This is a genomic window from Streptomyces sp. WAC 06738 (genome assembly GCF_003945505.1).
Lineage (GTDB): Bacteria > Actinomycetota > Actinomycetes > Streptomycetales > Streptomycetaceae > Streptomyces.
Map to the genome: position 1 here is coordinate 1,549,431 of NZ_CP029618.1, position 20,555 is coordinate 1,569,985.

Annotated in this window: 21 protein-coding genes; 11 read left to right on the forward strand and 10 right to left on the reverse strand. The window is 73.2% G+C overall.

Annotated features, from left to right (window positions below; all coding sequences use genetic code 11):
• Window positions 1-19 precede the first annotated feature (19 nt).
• Window positions 20-505, reverse strand: coding sequence for a hypothetical protein (locus tag DMB38_RS06460; RefSeq protein ID WP_125934327.1), 486 nt, complete (start codon window positions 503-505; stop codon window positions 20-22).
• Between the two features lie 435 nt (window positions 506-940).
• Here DMB38_RS06460 and DMB38_RS06465 point away from each other — a divergent pair, with 435 nt between their 5' ends.
• From DMB38_RS06465 to DMB38_RS06500, 8 genes are all read left to right on the forward strand, one after another.
• Window positions 941-1,831, forward strand: coding sequence for a 2-dehydropantoate 2-reductase (locus tag DMB38_RS06465; RefSeq protein WP_125938851.1), 891 nt, complete (start codon window positions 941-943; stop codon window positions 1,829-1,831).
• A gap of 258 nt (window positions 1,832-2,089) precedes the next feature.
• Window positions 2,090-3,457 carry a glycoside hydrolase family 6 protein gene (locus DMB38_RS06470; RefSeq protein ID WP_125934328.1) on the forward strand — a complete coding sequence of 456 codons (1,368 nt, stop codon included), beginning with the start codon at window positions 2,090-2,092 and terminating at the stop codon, window positions 3,455-3,457.
• 285 nt (window positions 3,458-3,742) lie between these two features.
• Complete coding sequence (locus DMB38_RS06475) at window positions 3,743-5,773, forward strand: glycoside hydrolase family 48 protein (RefSeq protein ID WP_125934329.1); 2,031 nt, start codon at window positions 3,743-3,745, stop codon at window positions 5,771-5,773.
• A 215-nt stretch (window positions 5,774-5,988) separates the two neighbouring features.
• Window positions 5,989-7,092: an LLM class flavin-dependent oxidoreductase gene (locus tag DMB38_RS06480; protein ID WP_125934330.1), complete on the forward strand. Its 1,104-nt coding sequence runs from the start codon at window positions 5,989-5,991 to the stop codon at window positions 7,090-7,092.
• Window positions 7,092-7,742 carry an FMN reductase gene (locus tag DMB38_RS06485; RefSeq protein ID WP_125934331.1) on the forward strand — a complete coding sequence of 217 codons (651 nt, stop codon included), beginning with the start codon at window positions 7,092-7,094 and terminating at the stop codon, window positions 7,740-7,742. Before DMB38_RS06480 ends, DMB38_RS06485 begins: the two co-directional genes overlap by 1 nt.
• 1 nt (window position 7,743) lies before the next feature.
• Window positions 7,744-8,154, forward strand: coding sequence for a tetratricopeptide repeat protein (locus DMB38_RS06490; protein WP_125934332.1), 411 nt, complete (start codon window positions 7,744-7,746; stop codon window positions 8,152-8,154).
• A gap of 86 nt (window positions 8,155-8,240) precedes the next feature.
• Complete coding sequence (locus tag DMB38_RS06495) at window positions 8,241-9,083, forward strand: helix-turn-helix domain-containing protein (protein ID WP_125934333.1); 843 nt, start codon at window positions 8,241-8,243, stop codon at window positions 9,081-9,083.
• Window positions 9,084-9,155: 72 nt separating this feature from the next.
• A complete protein-coding gene (locus DMB38_RS06500) occupies window positions 9,156-9,767 on the forward strand; it encodes a dihydrofolate reductase (RefSeq protein WP_125934334.1) in 612 nt (203 codons plus the stop codon).
• A gap of 58 nt (window positions 9,768-9,825) precedes the next feature.
• Here DMB38_RS06500 and DMB38_RS06505 read toward each other — a convergent pair whose 3' ends face one another.
• Window positions 9,826-10,998 (reverse strand): thiolase family protein, encoded by a 1,173-nt coding sequence (locus DMB38_RS06505; RefSeq protein WP_125934335.1) that lies wholly within the window; start codon window positions 10,996-10,998, stop codon window positions 9,826-9,828.
• Window positions 10,999-11,112: 114 nt separating this feature from the next.
• Between DMB38_RS06505 and DMB38_RS06510 the strand changes: the two genes are divergently transcribed.
• Both DMB38_RS06510 and DMB38_RS06515 read left to right on the forward strand, forming a co-directional pair.
• Window positions 11,113-11,742, forward strand: a complete 630-nt coding sequence (locus tag DMB38_RS06510) for a TetR/AcrR family transcriptional regulator (protein ID WP_125934336.1) — start codon at window positions 11,113-11,115, stop codon at window positions 11,740-11,742.
• 51 nt (window positions 11,743-11,793) lie between these two features.
• Window positions 11,794-12,897 carry an ABC transporter substrate-binding protein gene (locus DMB38_RS06515; protein WP_125934337.1) on the forward strand — a complete coding sequence of 368 codons (1,104 nt, stop codon included), beginning with the start codon at window positions 11,794-11,796 and terminating at the stop codon, window positions 12,895-12,897.
• A gap of 21 nt (window positions 12,898-12,918) precedes the next feature.
• Here DMB38_RS06515 and hisF read toward each other — a convergent pair whose 3' ends face one another.
• The 8 genes from hisF to hisD are packed head-to-tail and all read right to left on the reverse strand — an operon-like array spanning window position 12,919 to window position 18,773.
• Window positions 12,919-13,707 (reverse strand): imidazole glycerol phosphate synthase subunit HisF, encoded by a 789-nt coding sequence (gene hisF, locus DMB38_RS06520; protein ID WP_125934338.1) that lies wholly within the window; start codon window positions 13,705-13,707, stop codon window positions 12,919-12,921.
• A complete protein-coding gene (locus DMB38_RS06525) occupies window positions 13,704-14,126 on the reverse strand; it encodes a RidA family protein (RefSeq protein WP_125934339.1) in 423 nt (140 codons plus the stop codon). Before DMB38_RS06525 ends, hisF begins: the two co-directional genes overlap by 4 nt.
• Window positions 14,126-14,866 (reverse strand): bifunctional 1-(5-phosphoribosyl)-5-((5-phosphoribosylamino)methylideneamino)imidazole-4-carboxamide isomerase/phosphoribosylanthranilate isomerase PriA, encoded by a 741-nt coding sequence (gene priA / locus DMB38_RS06530; RefSeq protein ID WP_125934340.1) that lies wholly within the window; start codon window positions 14,864-14,866, stop codon window positions 14,126-14,128. Before priA ends, DMB38_RS06525 begins: the two co-directional genes overlap by 1 nt.
• Window positions 14,866-15,534, reverse strand: coding sequence for an imidazole glycerol phosphate synthase subunit HisH (gene hisH / locus DMB38_RS06535; protein ID WP_125938852.1), 669 nt, complete (start codon window positions 15,532-15,534; stop codon window positions 14,866-14,868). Before hisH ends, priA begins: the two co-directional genes overlap by 1 nt.
• A 38-nt stretch (window positions 15,535-15,572) precedes the next feature.
• A complete protein-coding gene (locus DMB38_RS36035; protein WP_047015248.1) occupies window positions 15,573-15,737 on the reverse strand; it encodes a hypothetical protein in 165 nt (54 codons plus the stop codon).
• The gene (gene hisB / locus DMB38_RS06540) at window positions 15,737-16,330 is read right to left on the reverse strand and encodes an imidazoleglycerol-phosphate dehydratase HisB (RefSeq protein WP_047015249.1); all 594 of its coding nucleotides are present in this window, start codon (window positions 16,328-16,330) and stop codon (window positions 15,737-15,739) included. The genes DMB38_RS36035 and hisB overlap by 1 nt, the downstream gene beginning before the upstream one ends.
• Window positions 16,327-17,433: a histidinol-phosphate transaminase gene (locus DMB38_RS06545; protein ID WP_125934341.1), complete on the reverse strand. Its 1,107-nt coding sequence runs from the start codon at window positions 17,431-17,433 to the stop codon at window positions 16,327-16,329. Before DMB38_RS06545 ends, hisB begins: the two co-directional genes overlap by 4 nt.
• Entirely contained in the window at window positions 17,430-18,773 is a 1,344-nt protein-coding gene (gene hisD / locus DMB38_RS06550) for a histidinol dehydrogenase (RefSeq protein ID WP_125934342.1), read from the reverse strand. Before hisD ends, DMB38_RS06545 begins: the two co-directional genes overlap by 4 nt.
• A gap of 161 nt (window positions 18,774-18,934) precedes the next feature.
• Here hisD and DMB38_RS06555 point away from each other — a divergent pair, with 161 nt between their 5' ends.
• Window positions 18,935-20,536: an oxidoreductase gene (locus DMB38_RS06555; protein WP_125934343.1), complete on the forward strand. Its 1,602-nt coding sequence runs from the start codon at window positions 18,935-18,937 to the stop codon at window positions 20,534-20,536.
• The last annotated feature ends 19 nt before the right edge of the window (window positions 20,537-20,555 follow it).

Below are 20,555 nucleotides of genomic sequence, written 5' to 3' on the forward strand. Positions count from 1 at the left end.
CGGTTGTGGCCGGCCTTCCCTACTGGCGGGTGAGTTCCTGGGTAGTGCCGTTGTGCCACTTGACGGTGACCGTGTCGCCGTTCGCCGACCAGACCGCGTTCATCGCGCCGAACGCGTTCGGATCGGTCATGTCGAGCGCATCGCATGAGGCCAGGGCGATGTCGCGATCGGTGGCCACGCCCGTGCACTCCCCGGTCTCCGCGCTCTGATAGGTCACTTGCCCGGTCCTGGCCGTCAGCGTGGTGTCGCCTGAGACCCAGGTGCCCTCAAGCCCGCCCCCGATGATGCCCGGTCCGCTGTCGCCGCCGCCGTCCGGCGGGCTGGTGTCCGAAGGGGAGGTGCCCGCGTCGGGCTCCCCCGCCTCGTCCTTCGACGAGTCCAGAGGGCTGGAGGCCGCGGGTTCCTCCCGGGCCCCCGCGTCTTCGTCGTCGTTGCCGCAGCCGGCCGACGCCAACGTCGCCAGTAAGACGGCCACGGGTACGGCAAAACGCCACGTCTTATGCATGAATCCCCCGATTTCTCATGAACGCGGAACGATCTTCATATACCGGTTCGGCGCGCTCCCGTCACCGGCAAGCTATCGCGGGCGGGCACACGTGCACGGCCCCGAGGGGGCACCGCTACAAGCCTGTGACATCCCGGCGCCCCCGCCGCACTGGACGCGGCACAGCCGACCGCGCGGCAGGACTTCGGCCGCTGATCCATCAGCCGGGGGGAAGCCGCTCCGACGCACACGCGGTATGCATCGGAGCGGCTTGTGCCGTCCACAGGTCGTCACCCTGCCCCAGCTCGCCGGAGCGGGAGGGCCGGCCGGCGGTACGTCCCGTACCCACACGGCGGAGAGCCGCAGCGCTCGGCCGCCCCGGCGGCGCCGCGGAGCCGGCCGCGGGGGGTGTGGACGTGCCCGGCCGACTGGCCTTTACTGCTCCGCATGGACACGATGAACGCTGCCGTTCTCGGCCCCGGCGGGGTAGGCGGGCTGCTCGCCGGGCTGCTGGCCCGGGCCGGGCACCGGGTGACCTGTGTGGCCGGCGCCGCGACCGCCGGCGCGCTCCAGGCGGACGGAATCACCGTCAACAGCAAGCAGTTCGGCGACTTCGCCACCCACGTGGCGGGCGACACCGAGCTGCGCGCCCCCGTGGACCTGTGCATCGTCGCCGTCAAGGCCACCGCCTTCGACGCCGCGCTGGAACGGGTGCCCCCCGCGGCCCTCGGCGACGCGCTCGTGGTGCCGCTGCTCAACGGCGTCGACCACATGGCCGTCCTGCGCGAGCGCTACCGGCCCGGACAGGTCGCCGCGGGCACCATCACCGTGGAGTCCACCCGGGTCGCCCCCGGGCTCATCGAGCACGGCAGCCCGTTCACCAAGGTCTCGCTCGCCTCCGCCACCGCGCCGCAGGAGCGGCTGGAGGCGGCGGCCCGGGTGCTGACCGACGCGGGCGCCGAGGTGCAGGTACGGGACGACGAGCCGAGCGTCCTGTGGACGAAGATGGCCTTCCTCGCGCCGATGGCGCTCCTCACCACCCGCCACGGCGTGCCCGTCGGCGGCGTCAGGACCGCGCACCGGGACGAGATGCTGGCGCTGCTGGCGGAGACCGCCGCGGTGGCGAGCGCGTCCGGGGCCCGGGTGGACGCGGACGCGGTCGCGTCGATGTACGACACCTTCCCGGCCCGTACGAAGTCCTCGATGCTCCGCGACGCGGAGGCGGGCCGCCCCCTCGAACTCGACGCCATCGGCGGCGCGCTGCTGCGCGCCGCGCGGGCGCACGGAATCGCGGTGCCGGTGGCGGAGCGGCTGGTCGCGGAGATCGGGGCGCGGGCGGGCGCGTAGCCGGGGCGCACCCTACGACCAGTGAAGACGCCCGTCTTGGTGGGCGGGCTCTTCACAACACTTCTTTGAGCTGTTAGCCTCGCAGCGCGATATGGGAGCGCTCCCACCCTTCACACACCACCGCTCGGGACGCGCGGCGGGAAGGTCAAGTATTGACATGTACTCGTCAGTAATGCCGCGCTCCTGAACGACCCCCCACGCACACCCCCCGCAACCCCCCACCTCCAACGCCCGTCACGGGCGTGGAAGGAGAGCCGCATGAGAAGGTCACGCCTCCGTGTCACCGGCGTCAGCGCGGCGGCGCTGGCGGCCACCGGGACCCTGCTGACGTACTCGCTGTCCGCGCCCCCCGCGGCGGCCGAGACCGCGGGGCCCGGTGACAACCCGTACGCGGGCAGCCAGTTGTACGTGAACCCCGACTGGTCCGCCGCGGCCACCCAGGGCGGCGGCGCCGCCATCGCCGACACCCCCACCGCCGTATGGCTCGACAGCATCGCGGCCATCACGAGCGGCTCCGACGGCTCCAACAACATGGGCCTTCGCGAGCACATGGACGAGGCGCTGGCGCAGGGCGCCGACGCCATCCAGATCGTCACGTACAACCTGCCCGGCCGCGACTGCGCCGCGCTCGCCTCCCGGGGCGAGCTGGGCCCGACCGAGATCGACCGGTACAAGAACGAGTTCATCGATCCGATCGACGACATCCTCGACGACCCGGCGTACGAGAGCCTCAAGATCATCAACATCGTCGAGATCGACTCGCTGCCCAACCTCGTCACCAACGTCAGCGGCCGGCCCACGGCCACGCCCGAGTGCGACGTGATGAAGGCCAACGGCAACTACGTCAAGGGCGTCGGCTACAACCTCGCCACGCTCGGCGACAACGGCAACGTCTACAACTACATCGACATCGGCCACCACGGCTGGATCGGCTGGGACGACAACTTCCAGCCGACCGCCAACCTGCTCTACCAGGCCGCCAACGCCGAGGGCGCCACGCCCGAGGACGTCACCGGCTTCGCCGCCAACACCGCGAACTACGGCGCGACCGTGGAGCCGTACTTCTCGATCAACGACACGGTCGGCGGCCGGCCCATCCGCGAGAGCAGCAAGTGGGTGGACTGGAACCGGTACGTCGACGAGCAGTCCTTCGCGCAGGCGTTCGTGTCCCAGGCGGCCCCGGCCGCCGGATTCCCGTCCGGCATGGGCGCGATCATCGACACCTCGCGCAACGGCTGGGGCGGCGCCGAGCGGCCGACCGGCCCCGGCCCGACGAGTGGGACCGCCGACGAGTACGTGGACGCCAGCCGCACCGACCGCCGGATCCACCTCGGCAACTGGTGCAACCAGTCCGGAGCCGGTCTCGGTGAGCGGCCGACCGTTTCCCCCGCGGCCAACATCCACGCCTACGCGTGGATCAAGCCCCCGGGTGAGTCGGACGGTGCCAGCGAGGAGATCCCGGACGACGACAAGGGCTTCGACCGGATGTGCGACCCGACGTACGAGGGCAACGCGCGCAACAACTACAACATGTCGGGCGCCCTTCCCGACGCGCCCACCTCCGGCCACTGGTTCCAGGCGCAGTTCGAAGAACTGATCGCCAACGCGAACCCGCCGGTGAACTAGCGCACGCGAGTTCCCCGCGCCCTCCGCCGCCGGCCGCCGGATCCCGGCGGCGGAGCGGCCCGGTGGCGGCCCCCGGGACGGCCGCCACCGGGCACCCACGGCGCCTCACGGGCAGCAGGAGCCAGGCGTCCACCCCCCTCACCGGGCAGCGAGGGCGCCCCGCCGGACCCCGCGCGGTCCGCCCGGCTCCCGGGATCGGCCTGGCCCCTGCCCGCGGCCCCGCATCACCACCTCCCACCCCTCCCGCAGGGCCGCGTGCCCGCGGGCTCCCCGAGGAGACCCCCCATGTCCAAGTCACTGTCCCGCCGGCGGTTCACCGCCGCGGCCGGCGGCGCCGCCTTCGCGACGGCGGTCGCAGCACCCACCGCCGCCCGGGCCGGCACGGCCCCCGAGGAGACGACGACGGCGGCCCCGCAGGGTCCGTACGACGACCTCTTCCTCGCCCAGTACGAGAAGATCAAGGACCCCGCCAACGGGTACTTCAGCCCGGACGGCATCCCTTACCACAGCGTGGAGACCCTGATCGTCGAGGCGCCCGACCACGGGCACGAGACGACGTCCGAGGCGTTCAGCTACTGGATGTGGCTGGAGGCCGCGTACGGCAGGGTCACCGGCGACTGGGGCCCGTTCAACACCGCGTGGGAGGCGGCGGAGCAGTACATCATCCCGACCCGCGCCGACCAGCCCGCCAACGGCTCGTACAACCCGGGCTCGCCCGCCACCTACGCGCCCGAGCACTCGGACGTCTCCCAGTACCCGGCGCGGCTCGACCCGTCCGTGTCCGTCGGCCAGGACCCGCTGGCGGCCGAACTGGCGTCCGCGTACGGGACGATGGACATCTACGGCATGCACTGGCTGCTCGACGTCGACAACGTCTACGGCTACGGCAACACCCCCGGCACCGGCGGCCAGAACGGCCCGGGACCCGGCCCCTCGTACATCAACAGCTACCAGCGCGGCTCGGAGGAGTCGGTCTGGGAGACGATCCCGCAGCCGACGACCGACCTCTTCGAGTACGGCGGCCCCAACGGTTACCTCGACCTCTTCGTGGGCGACAACTCCTATTCCCGGCAGTGGAAGTACACCAACGCGCCGGACGCCGACGCGCGCGCCGTGCAGGCCGCGTACTGGGCGCTCACCTGGGCCGAAGCGCAGGGCAACGCCGGGCAGATCTCCGCCTCGGTGGCGCGGGCCGCGAAGATGGGCGACTACCTGCGGTACTCGATGTTCGACAAGTACTTCAAGCGGATCGGCGACTGCACCAGTCCCACCGGCTGCCCGGCGGGCTCAGGACGCAGCTCGCAGCACTACCTGCTGTCCTGGTACTACGCCTGGGGCGGCGCCGCGGGCAGCGGCGGCTGGGCCTGGCGCATCGGCGACGGCGCCTCCCACCAGGGCTACCAGAACCCCTTCGCGGCCTGGGCGCTCTCCACCGTGCCCGAGCTGACGCCGAAGTCCCCCACCGCGAAGAGCGACTGGTCGACGAGCCTGACCCGGCAGTTGGAGTTCCTGCGCTGGCTGCAGTCCGCGGAGGGCGGGATCGCCGGCGGCTGCACCAATAGCTGGGAAGGCCAGTACGGCACCCCGCCCGCGGGCACGCCGACCTTCTACGGCATGGCCTACGACTGGCAGCCCGTCTACCACGACCCGCCCAGCAACAACTGGTTCGGCATGCAGTGCTGGGGCATGGAACGGGTCGCGGAGCTGTACTACGCCTCGGGCAACGCGACGGCGCAGGCGCTGCTGGAGAAGTGGGTGGCCTGGGTCACGCCGGAGATCACCGCGGAGGCGGACGGCACGTTCCGCATCCCGGCGACGCTGTCCTGGGACGGCGCCCCGGACACCTGGAACCCGGCGAGCCCCGGCGCGAACGCCGGGCTGCACGTCTCGATCGCGGAGTACGGCACGGACGTGGGCGTCGCGTCGGCGCTGGCCAAGACGCTGACCTACTACGCGGCCAAGGCCGGCGACGCCGCGACGGCCGACGTCGCCAAGCGGCTGCTGGACGCGCTGGCCGCGAACGCCGACGACCTGGGCATCGCGGTGCCCGAGACGCGGGCCGACTACCGGCGCTTCGCCGACGAGGTGTACGTCCCGGCCGGCTGGTCGGGGACGATGCCGAACGGCGACGTCGTCGAGCCGGGCGTCACGTTCATCGAGCTGCGCTCGTGGTACCGCGACGACCCGGAGTGGCCGAAGGTGCAGGCCCATCTGGACGGCGGGCCGGCGCCGGAGTTCACGTACCACCGCTTCTGGGCGCAGGCGGGGCTGGCGATCGCCTTCGCGGTGTACGCCGAGCTGTTCCCGTCCGCCTGACGCGGCGAGCCGGCCGGCGCCCCGCCACGCGGGGTGGCCGGCCGGCTTCGCCGCGTGGTGCCGCCGCCCGTGCCGCGCCCGCCGCCCCGGGCGGCGGCCCCGGCGCGGGCTCCCGGCAGGGCTCCGACCTGCCGGGACATGGCGGGGAATAGGGTTGCGCAGACACACGTTCTCCGGTGTGATTGAGCTTTCAACCACGGAGAGGGTGAGATCCGGTGCAGTTCGGGATCTTCAGTGTCGGCGACGTCACCCAGGACCCCACCACGGGTCGGGTGCCGAGTGAGCACGAGCGGATCAAGGCCATGACCGCCGTCGCGCTCAAGGCCGAGGAGGTCGGTCTCGACGTCTTCGCCACCGGCGAACACCACAACCCGCCGTTCGTCCCCTCGTCCCCCACCACCATGCTGGGCTGGATCGCGGCGCGCACGGAACGGCTGATCCTGTCCACGTCCACCACGCTGATCACCACGAACGACCCGGTGAAGATCGCCGAGGACTTCGCGATGCTCCAGCACCTGGCGGACGGCCGGGTGGACGTGATGATGGGCCGGGGCAACACCGGGCCCGTCTACCCCTGGTTCGGCCAGGACATCCGGCAGGGCATCCCGCTCGCCGTGGAGAACTACGCGCTGCTGCACCGCCTGTGGCGCGAGGACGTCGTCGACTGGGAGGGCCGCTTCCGCACCCCGCTGCAGGGCTTCACCTCCACGCCGCGCCCGCTGGACGGCGTGCCGCCGTTCGTCTGGCACGGCTCCATCCGCTCGCCGGAGATCGCCGAGCAGGCCGCGTACTACGGCGACGGCTTCTTCGCCAACAACATCTTCTGGCCGAAGGAGCACTTCCAGCGGCTGATCGAGCTGTACCGCACGCGCTACGCCCACTACGGGCACGGCACGCCGGAGCAGGCGATCGTCGGCCTCGGCGGGCAGGTGTTCATGCGGAGGAACTCGCAGGACGCGGTACGGGAGTTCCGGCCCTACTTCGACAACGCGCCGGTGTACGGGCACGGGCCCTCGCTGGAGGAGTTCACCGAGCAGACGCCGCTGACCGTGGGCAGCCCGCAGGAGGTCATCGACAAGACGCTGACGTTCCGCGAGTCCTTCGGGGACTACCAGCGGCAGCTCTTCCTCCTCGACCACGCGGGCCTGCCGCTGAAGACCGTGCTGGAGCAGTTGGACCTGCTCGGCGAGGAGGTCGTGCCGGTGCTGCGCGCGGAGTTCGCGAAGAACCGTCCGGCGTCCGTGCCGGAGGCGCCGACCCACGCGGCCCGCGTGGCGGCGGCCGCCGCCGGGCAGGGCGACGAGGAGGAGGTGGCGTAGTGACCGCACTGAAGCTGACCGTGGTGTCGGCCGGGCTGAGCGTGCCCTCGTCCACCCGGCTGCTCGCCGACCGGCTGGCGGAGGCGGTACGGCGGCAGCCGGCCGACGACGGCCGGCAGGTCGAGGTGCAGGTGGTCGAGCTGCGCGACCTGGCCGCCGACATCGCCCACAACACCGTCACCGGCTTTCCGTCCGCGGCCCTCGCCAAGGCGATCGACGCGGTGACGGGCGCCGACGGCCTGATCGCCGTGACGCCGGTCTTCTCCGGTTCGTACAGCGGACTGTTCAAGTCGTTCTTCGACGTGATCGGGGCGGCGGACGACGGTGCGCTGGCCGGGAAGCCCGTGCTGGTCGCGGCGACCGGCGGGACGGCGCGGCACTCGCTGGTGCTGGAGCACGCGATGCGGCCGCTCTTCGCCTACCTGCGGTCCGTCGTCGTCCCCACCGCGGTGTACGCGGCGGCCGACGACTGGGGCGGCAGCGGCGACCCGCTCACCGACACCCTGCCCACCCGGATCGCCCGCGCGGCGGGCGAGCTGGCCGAGCTGATGCACGGCCGGCAGCCGCGCCCGGCGGCCGGCGGTCCCGAGCAGGTGGTCCCGTTCGAGCAGCAACTGGCCGCGCTGCGGCCGGAGACCCGGAAGGAGTGACATGAGCGAGGAGTTCCGGGGCTTCAACGCCTTCGGTCCCGACGGCGAGCCGGCCGCCGGCCGCTGGAGCGACGCGCTGAACCTCTTCGCGGCGCCCGAGGCGGAGGACGCGGCGTCCCGCTGGGAGCGGGCCGGTGCGCTCTTCGACGCGAAGGACTACGTGGGGGCGGCGAAGCTGCTGACCGCGGTGGTCGGGGAGTACCCCGACCAGGTCGCGCCCCGGCTGCTGCTGGCCCGGGCGTACTACCACTCCGCGCAGTTGACCCGCGCCGAGACGGAGCTGCGCGCGGTCCTCGACCGCGACCCGGTCGAGCACTACGCCCACCTGATGCTGGGCCGCACGCTCCAGCGCCAGGGCCGCGAGGACGAGGCGGCGGGCGCGCTGCGCACGGCGGAGGCGCTGGGCGCCTAGGGGCGACCGCCGGACGGCGGGCCGGGCTGCGTCAGGGCCCGGGCCGCCGTCCCCCCGCCCGCGGTCAGTGCGGCCATACTGGGTCCGTGGAATACGTCGGCCGCGTGCCCGCTCCGCCGCTCGACCGGTTCATCGACGACATCTACTGCCTCACCGGGGTGCCGCGGCACCGGCTGATGAACGTCCCCCCGATGCCGTCGGCGCACTTGTTCCTGCACCACGGCGGGCCCGTCCGCCTGTGGGACTCGGACCGTTCCGTGCCGCCGGCGCTGATGACGGACGGGTGGTTCATGGGCGTATGGACCAGGCGCTTCCTCTTCGCGTACCCCCCGCGTGTGCGGCTCGTCGGGGTGCACTTCAAACCCTGGGGCATGTCGCCGTTCGCCGGCCTGCCGGCGGCCGAACTGCGCAACCGGTGGGCACCGCTCGACGCCGTCTGGCAACGCTCCGCGGACCGGATACGCAACCGGATCGGCGACGCCGCGTCGGCCGCCGAGGCGCTGCGGGTGGTGGAGGAGGAGCTGCGTTCGCATCTCGCCGGGGCCCCCGCGCGCGGTCTCGACCTGGTCCGGCACGCGGGCGGGTGGCTGGAGACCTCGCACGGCACGGTCGCCGTCCGTGCGCTGGCCGATGCCGCCGGGGTGAGCGGCAATCATCTGGCCGGCCTCTTCAAGGATCACGTGGGTGTCACCCCGAAGCGGATGGCGCGGATCTACCGCTTTGCGCGGCTCATCGTGTCGGTGGACGCGCTGCGCCCCGTCGACTGGTCCGGTCTCGCCCAGACGGCGGGCTATTTCGACCACGCCCACTTCAGCAGGGAGTTCAAGGACTTCACCGGCCACACTCCCACGGAGTACCTGGCGCTGCGGCGCCGGTTCCCCGCCGAGCGGCGGGATCCGCAGGATCTCGGCCCGATGCCCGCCGATTGATTTCTTACATGCCCGGGTCCCCACGGTGCGGGAAGATCGCGGAAACCCGCGAGGACACGACGAGGAGAGCCCGTGAGCACGGTGATCATGCACAGCGTGGTGTCGGTGGACGGCTTCATCGCCGATGAGAAAGGCGAGGTCGGTCCGCTGCACGACTGGTACTTCGGCGGGGACGTCCCCCTCGTCGTGGGCGAGGAGGGGGAGTCCGACCATTCCGGTGCCGGAACCGGCTTCAGGGTCTCGCGCGCGTCGGCGGACTATGTCCGGTCGATGTGGAGGTCGATCGGCACGATCGTGATGGGCCGCACCCTCTTCGACCAGGTGAACGGCTGGGAGGGCCGCCCGCCCGCGGGCGATCACATCGTCGTGGTCTCCCACCGGCCGAAGCCGCCGGGGTGGCATCCGGAGGCGTCCTGCCACTTCGCCGACAGCGTGCCGGGCGCGATCGGCAAGGCCCGGGAGCTCGCCGGGGAGCGGGTGGTCGCGGTGAACGCCGGCGAAGCCGGTGCCCAGGCGCTCGCGGCCGGTCTGGTGGACGAGGTGGCGATGGACGTGGTCCCGGTGGTGTTCGGATCGGGCAGACGCTACTTCGGCGGCATCCGCGGGCAGCACCTGCTGGAGGATCCGCACGTCGTCATCGAGGGCGAAGGAGTGCTGCACCTGAAGTTCAAGGTACGCCGCTAGGGGCTCGCCGCCCGCTTCCTTCGCGGCTGCGACGCCTCCGGCGGAACTCCGCGCAGCGCTACCGGAGGCGTTCCACGATCGTCGCGTTCGCCAGGCCGCCCGCCTCGCACATCACCTGCAGCCCGTAGCGGCCGTCCACCGCGTCCAGCGCGCCGAGCAGCGTGCCCAGCAGACGCGTGCCCGACGCGCCCAGCGCGTGGCCCAGGGCGATCGCGCCGCCGTGGACGTTGACCCGCTCCGGGTCCGCTCCCACGTCGCGCTGCCAGGCCAGCGGCACCGGCGCGAAGGCTTCGTTCACCTCGAAGGCGTCGATGTCGCCGATCGTCAGGCCCGCCTTGGCCAGCACCTTCCGCGTCGCCGGTACGACGCCCATCAGCATCAGCACCGGGTCGTCGCCGGTCACGGCGAAGGAGTGGAACCGCGCCCGCGGCGTGAGGCCCAGCTCCGCCGCCCGCTCCTCGCTCGTGATCAGCACGGCGGAGGCGCCGTCCGTGAGCGGCGAGGAGTTGCCGGGCGTGATGTGCCAGCCGATCTCGGGGAAGCGCTCGGCGACGGCCGGGTCGTAGAAGGACGGCTTGAGCGCGGCGAGCCCGTCCAGGGAAGTCGACGGCCGTACGGTCTCGTCCTTGCGGTGCTCCCCCACGGGCACGACGTCCGCGTCGAAGGCGCCCCGCTCCCAGGCCCGTACCGCCAGCCGGTGCGAGCGCTCGGAGAACGCGTCCAGCTCCGTACGCCCCAGCCCCCAGCGCGCCGCGATCAGCTCCGCGGAGTGGCCCTGGGCGATCAGCCCGCCCGGGTAGCGGGCGGCGAGCCGGTCGCCGAAGGGGTCGCGGCCCACGGCGGCGGTGCCCATCGGCACCCGGCTCATCGACTCGACGCCGGCGGCCACGGCGATGTCGTACGCCCCGGCCATCACCCCCTGCGCCGCGAAGTGCGCGGCCTGCTGCGAGGAGCCGCACTGCCGGTCGACGGTGGTGCCGGGCACGGACTCGGGGAAGCCGGCGGCGAGCACGGCGTTGCGGGCGATGTTGAACGACTGGTCGGCGGCCTGCGTGACGCAGCCGGCGATCACGTCGTCGAGCCGCGCGGGGTCGAGCCCGTTGCGGTCGACGAGCGCGCGCAGCACCTCGGCGAGCAGGTCGACGGAGTGGACGCCGGACAGGGCGCCGCCCGGCTTGCCCTTGCCGGAGGCCGTGCGGACGGCGTCGACGACGACTGCGGTGGTGGTCATGGGCGTCGGGCCCCTCTCTCGCTCTGCGGCGTCAGGTTCTCGGCCTGGCCTGGCTACCGCAGAGTTACATACCGGGAGTACGTATGTACAGGGTACGCCGCCTAGAATGCCCGCATGAAGACCCGCAGAACGCAGCAGGAGCGCACGGCGACGACGACGAAGGGCCTGGTCGGCGCCGCCCGCGTGCACTTCGCCCGGGACGGCTACGCCGCCGCCTCCCTCGACGCGATCTGCGCCCAGGCGAGCATCACGAAGGGTGCGCTCTACCACCACTTCCGTAACAAGCAGACCCTCTTCCACGCCGTCTACGCGGCCGAGCAGCACCGGCTGCGCGACGCCATCGCCGACGCCTTCCGCGCCTGCCCGGACCCGTGGGACGGCCTGCGCGCGGGCCAGCGCGCGTTCCTCACCGGCTCCATCGAGCCCGGCACCCAGCGGATCACGCTGCTCGACGCCCCGGGGGCGCTCGGCTGGGCCGTGATGCGCGAGGTGCAGGCGGACTGCCGGGCGATGACGCGGCGCGGGCTGGAGCAGGCGGTCGGCGCGGTCCTGCACGGCGGTGAAGACGCCGTTTCGGCGGTGGAGCTGGACGCGATGGCGTCGGTGGTCTTCGGGGCGCTCTGCGAGTGCGCGATGGCGGTGGCGCACGCGCCGGACCCGGACGCGGTGCTGGCGGCGTCGCTGCGGCAGGTGGACCGGCTGGTGGCGGCCCTGCCGGGCGCGCCCGTGGGCCGCGCGGGGTGAGCCGGTCCGCGGACTGATAATCGGTTGCCGGCGGGGGCGTTGACCTGTGCAATGGCCGCCATGGTCACCCAGGCGCCCCCGCCGCGACGAGACGACGAACCCGTGCGCATCGGCGCCCTCGCCCCGCTCACCCCGCCCGGCTGGGCGGAGGCGGGCCGGCATCTGGTCGCCGGGCTCGAACTGGCTGCCCGCGAGGTCAACGACGCCGGCGGGATCGCCGGGCGCCCCCTGGAGCTGCTGGTACGGGACACGGCCGCGGACCCGCGGCGTGCCGCGGCGGCGGTGGACGAGCTGGCCGGGCTGGGCGTCGCCGCGCTGGCGGGCGAGTACCACAGCGTCGTCGCCCGTACCGCCGCCGCCCAGGCCGACGCCCTCGGCGTGCCGTTCCTGTGCTCGTCCGCGGTCCTGGACGCGCTGACCGAGCAGCCGGCCGACGGCATCGCGCGGATCGCCCCGGCGCAGTCCCACGGCTGGCGGCTGTACGCGGACTTCCTCCTCGGCGCGGGCCACCGCCGTCTCGCCGTGGCCGCCCAGCCGAGCGTCTACTGGGCGTCCGGGACCCGGATCCTGCACGACCGGCTCGCCCCGCACGGGGGCACGGTGACGGAGCTGGACGTGGGTGCGCTCACCCCCGAGGCCCTGTGCGACGCGCTCGCCGCCGGTGGCGCGACGGCCCTCCTGCTGCTCGTCGGCCACCCGGAGCCCGCGGTGCCGCTCGTCCGGTCCGTACGCCGCGACCCGCGGCTGGCCGGGCTGCTGCTCGGCGCCCCGGCCGGACAGCCCGAGTTCGCAGAGTGGGCGGCGCTGCTGGGCGCCGAGGGCGCCGGGGTCCCCTTCCTGCGCTATCTGCCGGAGCGGCTGACGTCCCTCGGCGTACGCGTCGAGGCGGCGCTGCGCGAACGGCTCGCCGGGACGCCCTCGTTCGTCGCCTTCGAGGGCTACGACACGCTCGCCGTCCTCGCGGCCGCGCTCCGCGGCGGGGCGGGCGCGCGCACCGCCGCCTGGGGGGACGTCGCGGTCGACGGGACCCGGGGGCCGATACGGTTCTCGCGCGTGCCCGGGATCGACGTGTGGCAGTGGGCCTGGCCGCCGGTCCAGATCGTCGACCGGGATCCGGCGGAGCCCGGCCGCTTCCGGGTCCTGCACACCGGCTGAGCCGGCCGCCGCGGGGCCCGCTCAGGCCCGGGGCGGCGTGGCCCGTACGGCACGGCCCGCGGTGCGCAGCGTCTCCTTGACCTCGCCGATCCGCAGGTCCCCGAAGTGGAACACCGACGCCGCCAGCACCGCGTCCGCGCCCGCGTCGATCGCCGGCGGGAAGTGGTCGAGGCGGCCCGCGCCGCCGCTGGCGATGACCGGGACCGTCACCCGCTTGCGGACGGCGGCGATCATCTCCGTGTCGTAGCCGTCCTTGGTGCCGTCGGCGTCCATCGAGTTGAGCAGGATCTCGCCCGCGCCCAGCCCGGCGGCCCGCTCGGCCCATTCGACGGCGTCGAGGCCCGTGCGGCGCCGCCCGCCGTGGGTCGTCACCTCGAAGCCCGAGGGCGTCGCCGCGCCGTCGCCGCAGCGCCGCGCGTCGGCCGAGAGCACCAGCACCTGGCTGCCGAAGCGCTCGGCGATCTCGCGGATCAGCTCCGGGCGGGCGATCGCCGCGGTGTTGACGCCGACCTTGTCGGCGCCCGCGCGCAGCAGCCGGTCCACGTCCTCGACCGTCCGCACGCCGCCGCCGACCGTGAGCGGGATGAAGACCTGCTCCGCGGTGCGGCGCACGATCTCGTACGTCGTCTCGCGGTCGCCGGAGGACGCGGTGATGTCGAGGAACGTCAGCTCGTCCGCACCCTCCGCGTCGTACACCTTGGCCATCTCGACGGGGTCGCCGGCGTCGCGCAGATTGCGGAAGTGGACGCCCTTGACGACCCGGCCGCCGTCCACGTCGAGGCAGGGGATGACCCGTACCGCAAGGCTCATGCGCCGGCCGCTTCCCGGGAGCCGCCTGGGCGGTACGCCTCGACCTCGACCTCGACGACCAGCCGCGGGTCGACGAAGCCGGAGACGATGATCAGCGACGCGACGGGGCGGATGGTGCCGAAGAGCTCCTTGTGCGCCCCGCCGACCGCCTCGACGTCGCGCGCGTGGGTGAGGAACATCCGGGTCCGCACGACGTCCTCGCGCTCCAGGCCGACCCGCTTCAGCGCCTCGAAGGCGACGCCGAAGGCGGTCATGGCCTGGGTGTGCGGATCGCCCTCGCCGACGATCACGCCGTCCACCACGGACGTGCAGCCGGCCACCAGCACGAGGCCGTTGGGCAGCTCCACCGCGCGCGAGTAGCCGAACTCCTCCTCCCAGGGGGCACCGGACGAGATTCGACGCACTCCGCCACCGGCCATCAGGACACCGCCTCCAACGCCTCTTCCATCGTGAACGCCTTCGCGTAGAGCGCCTTCCCGACGATCGCCCCCTCGACTCCCTCCGGGACGAGCGTGGCGAGAGCCCGCAGGTCGTCGAGGGAGGAGACGCCGCCGGACGCGACGACAGGCCGGTCGGTGGCGGCGCAGACGTCCCGCAGCAGTTGCAGGTTGGGGCCCTGGAGGGTGCCGTCCTTGTTGATGTCGGTGACCACGTAGCGCGCGCAGCCCTCGGCGTCGAGACGGGCCAGCGTCTCGTACAGGTCACCGCCGTCACGGGTCCAGCCGCGGCCGCGCAGCGTGGTGCCGCGGACGTCGAGGCCGACGGCGATGCGGTCGCCGTGCTCGGCGATGACCGCGGCGACCCACTCGGGGGACTCCAGGGCGGCGGTGCCGAGGTTGACGCGGGTGCAGCCGGTGGCGAGGGCGGCGGCCAGCGACGCGTCGTCGCGGATGCCGCCGGAGAGCTCGACCTTGAGGTCCATCGCCGCGACGACCTCGCCGATACGGGCGCGGTTGTCGCCGGTGCCGAAGGCGGCGTCGAGGTCGACCAGGTGCAGCCACTCGGCTCCGGCGCGCTGCCAGGTGAGCGCGGCCTCCAGCGGGTCCCCGTAGCCGGTCTCGGTGCCGGACTCGCCGTGCACCAGGCGTACGGCCTGACCGTCGCGGACATCGACGGCGGGCAGCAGCTCCAGGGCGGTGGTCATCTCGCGGGGCGTCATCAGAGGGTCTCGATCCAGTTCTTGAGGAGGAGGGCACCGGCGTCGCCGGACTTCTCGGGGTGGAACTGGGCGGCCCACAGGGGTCCGTTCTCGACGGCTGCGACGAACGGCTCGCCGTGGGTGCTCCAGGTGACGGCGGGCGCGGAGATGCGCGGGTTGTGCACCTCCAGCTCCCAGCGGCGGGCGGCGTAGGAGTGCACGAAGTAGAAGCGCTCCCCGGCGTCGATGCCCGCGAACATCCGGGAGCCGGCCCCGACCTCGACGGTGTTCCAGCCCATGTGGGGCACGACGTCGGCCCGCAGCGCCTCGACCGTGCCGGGCCACTCGCCCATGCCGTCGGTCCGTACGCCGTGCTCGACGCCCTGCTCGAAGAGGATCTGCATGCCGACGCAGATGCCCAGCACGGGCCGGCCGCCGGCCAGCCGGCGCTCCACGACCCAGTCGCCGCGGGCCTCCTTCAGCCCGCCCATGCAGGCGGCGAAGGCGCCGACGCCGGGCACCAGCAGGCCGTCGGCGGCCATCGCCCGGTCGTAGTCGCCGGTGATCTCCACCTCGGCGCCCGCGCGGGCGACGGCGCGCTCGGCGGAGCGGACGTTCCCGAAGCCGTAGTCGAAGACGACGACGCTCTTGCGCCCGCCGCCGCCCTCGCCGCGGCGGGCGGCGGGCACGGCGGAGGCGGTGGGAGCGGTGGCGGCGGCGCGGTCGGTCAACCCCACACCCCCAGCCGCAGGACGCCCGCGGCGAGCGCCATCGCGGCGCCGATGGCGAGCACGGCGATCACGTTCTTCGACTGGCCCTGCTTGACGAAGGAGATGACGCCGCCGAGCAGGAAGAGCCCCACGAAGATCAGCAGTATCGACAGGCCGTTCATTACAGCGCGCCCTTGGTCGACGGGATGCCGGTCTGCCGCGGATCGATCTCCGCCGCGTAGCGCAGGGCGCGGGCGAGCGCCTTGAACTGGCACTCGACGATGTGGTGCGCGTTGCGCCCGTACGGCACGTGGACGTGCAGGGCGATCTGCGCCTGGGCGACGAACGACTCCAGGATGTGCCGGGTCATCGTCGTGTCGTAGTCCGCACCGATCATCGGGGCCATGCCCTCGGGCTCGGTGTGCACCAGGTACGGACGGCCGGACAGGTCGACGGTGACCTGGGCCAGCGACTCGTCCAGCGGCACGGAGGCGTCGGCGAACCGCACGATGCCGCGCTTGTCGCCGAGGGCCTGCCGGAAGGCGGCGCCCAGGGCCAGCGCGGTGTCCTCCATGGTGTGGTGGCTGTCGATGTGCAGGTCGCCGTCGGTCTTGACGGTGAGGTCGAAGAGGCCGTGGCGGCCCAACTGGTCGAGCATGTGGTCGAAGAAGCCGACGCCCGTCGACACTGAGACCTCGCCGCGGCCGTCGAGGTTCAGCTCGACGACGACCGAGGTCTCCTTCGTGGTGCGCTCGACGCGGCCCACGCGGGTCATGAGTTGCTCTCCTTCTTCAGCGCGCGCACCGCATCGAGGAACGCGTCGTTCTCCGCCGGTGTGCCTGCGCTGACGCGCAGGAAGCCGGGCACGCCGTTGTCACGGACCAGCACGCCCGCGTCCAGCAGCCGCTCCCATGCCGCGTGCGCGTCCGGGAAGCGGCCGAACTGGACGAAGTTGGCGTCGGACTCGGTGACCTCGCAGCCGAGCGCGGTCAGCTCCGACACCAGCCGGTCCCGCTCCTGCTTGAGCTGTTCGACGTACTGGAGCAGGGTATCGGTGTGCTCCAGGGCGGCGAGCGCGGTGGCCTGGGTGACGGCGGACAGGTGGTACGGCAGCCGGACGAGCTGGACCGCGTCGACCACGGCGGGGTCGGCGGCGAGATAGCCCAGCCGCAGGCCGGCGGCGCCGAACGCCTTGGACATCGTGCGGGTGAGGACCAGCCGCGGGCGGCCCTCGATCAGCGGCAGCAGCGACGGGCGGTGGCTGAACTCGCCGTACGCCTCGTCCACCACGACCATCGAGGGGCCCGCCGCCTGCGCGGCCTCGTACAGCCGTAGGACCGTCTCGCGGTCCACGGCGGTGCCGGTGGGATTGTTCGGCGAGCAGACGAACACCACCTCGGGGCGGTGCTCGGCGATGGCGCGCTCGGCGGCGGCGGCGTCGATCGTGAAGTCCTCGCGCCGCGGGCCCGAGAGCCAACCGGTGCCGGTGCCGCGGGAGATGAGCGCGTGCATCGAGTACGACGGCTCGAAGCCGATGGCGGTGCGGCCGGGGCCGCCGAAGGTCTGCAGCAGTTGCTGGATGACCTCGTTGGACCCGTTGGCCGCCCAGACCTGGGCGGTGGTCACCTCGTGGCCCGCGGTGCGCGACAGGTAGCGCGCCAGCTCGGTGCGCAGCTCGACCGCGTCCCGGTCGGGGTAGCGGTTGAGGTGGCGGGCGGCCTCGGTGACGCGCTCGGCGATGCGCCGGACCAGCGGCTCGGGCAGCGGGTAGGGGTTCTCGTTGGTGTTCAGCCGGACGGGCACGTCGAGCTGGGGCGCGCCGTACGGGGACTTGCCGCGCAGTTCGTCGCGGACGGGCAGGTCGTCGATCGCGGTCACTGCTGCGGCACCTTCCATCCGAACCGCGCCTTCACCGCGGCGCCGTGGGCGGGCAGGTCCTCGGCCTCCGCGAGGTTCACCACGTGCGCGGTGACCTCGGCGAGGGCGTCGCGCGTGTAGTCCACGACGTGGATGCCCTTGAGGAAGGACTGCACGGACAGGCCCGAGGAGTGGCAGGCGCAGCCGCCGGTGGGCAGCACGTGGTTGGAGCCGGCGCAGTAGTCCCCCAGCGAGACCGGGGCGTACGGGCCGACGAAGATCGCGCCGGCGTTGCGCACCCGGGCGGCGACCGCCGCCGCGTCCGCGGTCTGGATCTCCAAGTGCTCGGCGGCATAGGCGTCGACGACGCGGAGGCCGGCCTCCAGGTCGTCCACGAGCACGATGCCGGACTGCCGGCCGCCCAGCGCGGCGGTGATCCGCTCGACGTGCCGGGTAGCGGCCACCTGCGTCTTCAGCTCGGCCTCGACCGCCTCCGCCAGCCGCTCCGAGGGCGTGACCAGCACGGCGGCGGCCAGCTCGTCGTGCTCGGCCTGGCTGATGAGGTCCGCGGCGACGTGCGCGGGGTCCGCGGTGTCGTCGGCGAGGACGGCGATCTCGGTGGGACCCGCCTCGGCGTCGATGCCGATCCGGCCCTTCAACAGGCGCTTGGCGGCGGCCACATACACGTTCCCCGGGCCGGTGACCATGTCGACGGGGGCGCACTCGTCCGTGCCGTACGCGAACATGGCGACGGCCTGGGCGCCTCCCGCCGCGTACACCTCCTCCACGCCGAGGAGGGCGCAGGCGGCGAGGATCGCCGGGTGCGGCAGTCCCGCGCCCCACGAGTTCGGCACGTCCTTCTGCGGGGGCGAGGAGACGGCGAGCGACGGCACGCCCGCCTCCTGGGCCGGGACCACGTTCATGACGACGGAGGACGGATACACGGCCTGGCCGCCCGGCACGTACAGCCCGACGCGGGCGACCGGGAGCCAGCGCTCCGTGACCGTCCCGCCGGGGACGACCCGCACCGCGGTGTCGGCACGGCGCTGCTCGCGGTGGACGATGCGGGCGCGGCGGATCGACTCCTCCAGCGCGGCGCGCACCTCCGGGTCCAGCTCGGCCAGCGCGCGCCGCAGCGCCTCCGCGGGCACCCGCAGCCGCTCCAGCGTCACTCTGTCGAAACGCTCTGTGATCTCGATCACCGCCGCGGTGCCGCGATGCCGGACGTCCTCGCAGAGCGGGCGCACCTTCTCCAGGGCGGCCTCGACGTCGAGCTCGGCACGGGGCAGCAGGTCGCGGTCGATGCCGCCGCCTGCATCGGAAGCGGCGGCGGAGCCGCGCAGATCGATTCGGGAGATCACGCCTCCAAGTCTCTCAGACGGCCCAGGGCCGCGGCCCGGTAGTCCACAGGCTGGACCGCAAACTCGTCACTGTCAGTACCTGGTACTAGCGTTCAGTGTGCCGCCCCGAGGGGAATCAGAGCCGTACGGGACGGACGCGGGCAGACCAGGGGAGCGTGTCGTTGACCGCTGCACAGCACGACCGGGCGGTGCCGCCCGAGGACCTTTCGGCGACGGAGCGGGGGCTGTGGGAAGCCTTCCAGGAAGGAGCGACATACGATCTGCGTTCGCGCGATCCCGGGCAGAACGACCCGGCGGGGCTGCACATCTGGGGGCCGGAGCGCAGCGTGCGCGCCTCCTTACTCGCCCGGCTCCTGCTGCACGGACCGCCGGCCCGTCCCGGCCGCGTCTCGTCACTGAAGCTGGCCGGTGCGTACGTCACGGGCACGCTCGACCTCTCCGGCGGCAGCGTCGAGCCGTACGTGGAGCTGCGCAACTGCCGCTTCGAGAACGAGATGCTGCTGCCCGAGTGCTCCTTCGCCACGCTGCGCCTGGTGGAGTGCTCGGTCCCGCGGCTGGAGGCCGCCCGGCTGACCACCAGCGGCGACATGCACATGCCCCGCTGCACCGTGGACGGCGGCATCCGGCTCACCGACGCCCACATAGGCACGGACCTGCTGCTCAGCCAGCTCACCGTCGGCCGTGACCGGCGGGGCGTGGCCGTCGCCGCCGACGGCATCACCGTCGGCCAGGACCTCCAGGCCGATCTGCTCCAGGCGCACGGCGAGCTGCGGATGCGCGGCGCGACCGTCGGCGTCTCGCTGAACCTGAGCGGCAGCGTCCTGCGCAACCCGTACGGCAAGCGCGCGCTCAACGCGCCGCAGCTCACCGTCGAGCGCTCGCTGCACATGGGCCCGGCGGCGGTCCCCGAGGCCGCGACGGGCGGGGCCACGCCCCCGTACGGCATCAGCGGCCACACCCCGCCGCGCGGCACGCGGATGCAGCGCTTCGAGTGCCACGGCGGGCTGCGCCTGGACGACGGCCGCTTCGGCGACTCCATCGACCTCGACGGCGCGCGCTTCGTGATGGATCCGGAGCAGGAGATGTCCCTGCGCCGGATCCAGACGCCCGAGCTGCGCTTCATGGGCCGCGAGCCGGAGGGCGGCAGGGTGGTGCTCTCCGGCGCCCGGGTGGTCAACCTCCGCGACAAGTACACGAGCTGGCCGGGTCCCGGCCGGCTGGCGATGGCCGGTTTCTTCTACGAGCACCTCATACCCGTCGGCGCCTTCCCGCTGGTGCACCGGCTGGAGTGGGTGGAGGCCGCCACCCCGGAGTTCTCCCCCGAGCCGTACGAGCTGCTGGCCGCCGTCCTGCGCAACACCGGCGAGGACCACGAGGCGCGCGAGGTCATGCTCGCCAAGCACCGCCGCCAGCGCGAGACGCTGCCGGTGACCGGCAAGGCGTGGGGCCTGCTGCAGGACTGGACGGTCGCGTACGGCTACCGCCCCACCCGCGCCGTGGTGTGGATGGCGGTCCTCTGGGCGGTCGGCACGCTGTACTTCGCCCGGCAGGAGCCGCGCGCGCTGCGCCCCGGCGAGGGGCCCGAGTGGAGCCCGCCGCTCTACGTGCTCGATCTGCTGCTGCCCGTCATCGACCTGGGCCAGGACAACGCCTGGCATCAGTCGGGGCATTACCAGTGGACGGCCACGGTGCTCGTGCTCGCCGGCTGGGTGCTCGCCACCACGGTGGCGGCCGGCGTCTCCCGTGCGCTGCGCCGCCAGTGAGGTACCGGCCGGGACCGTT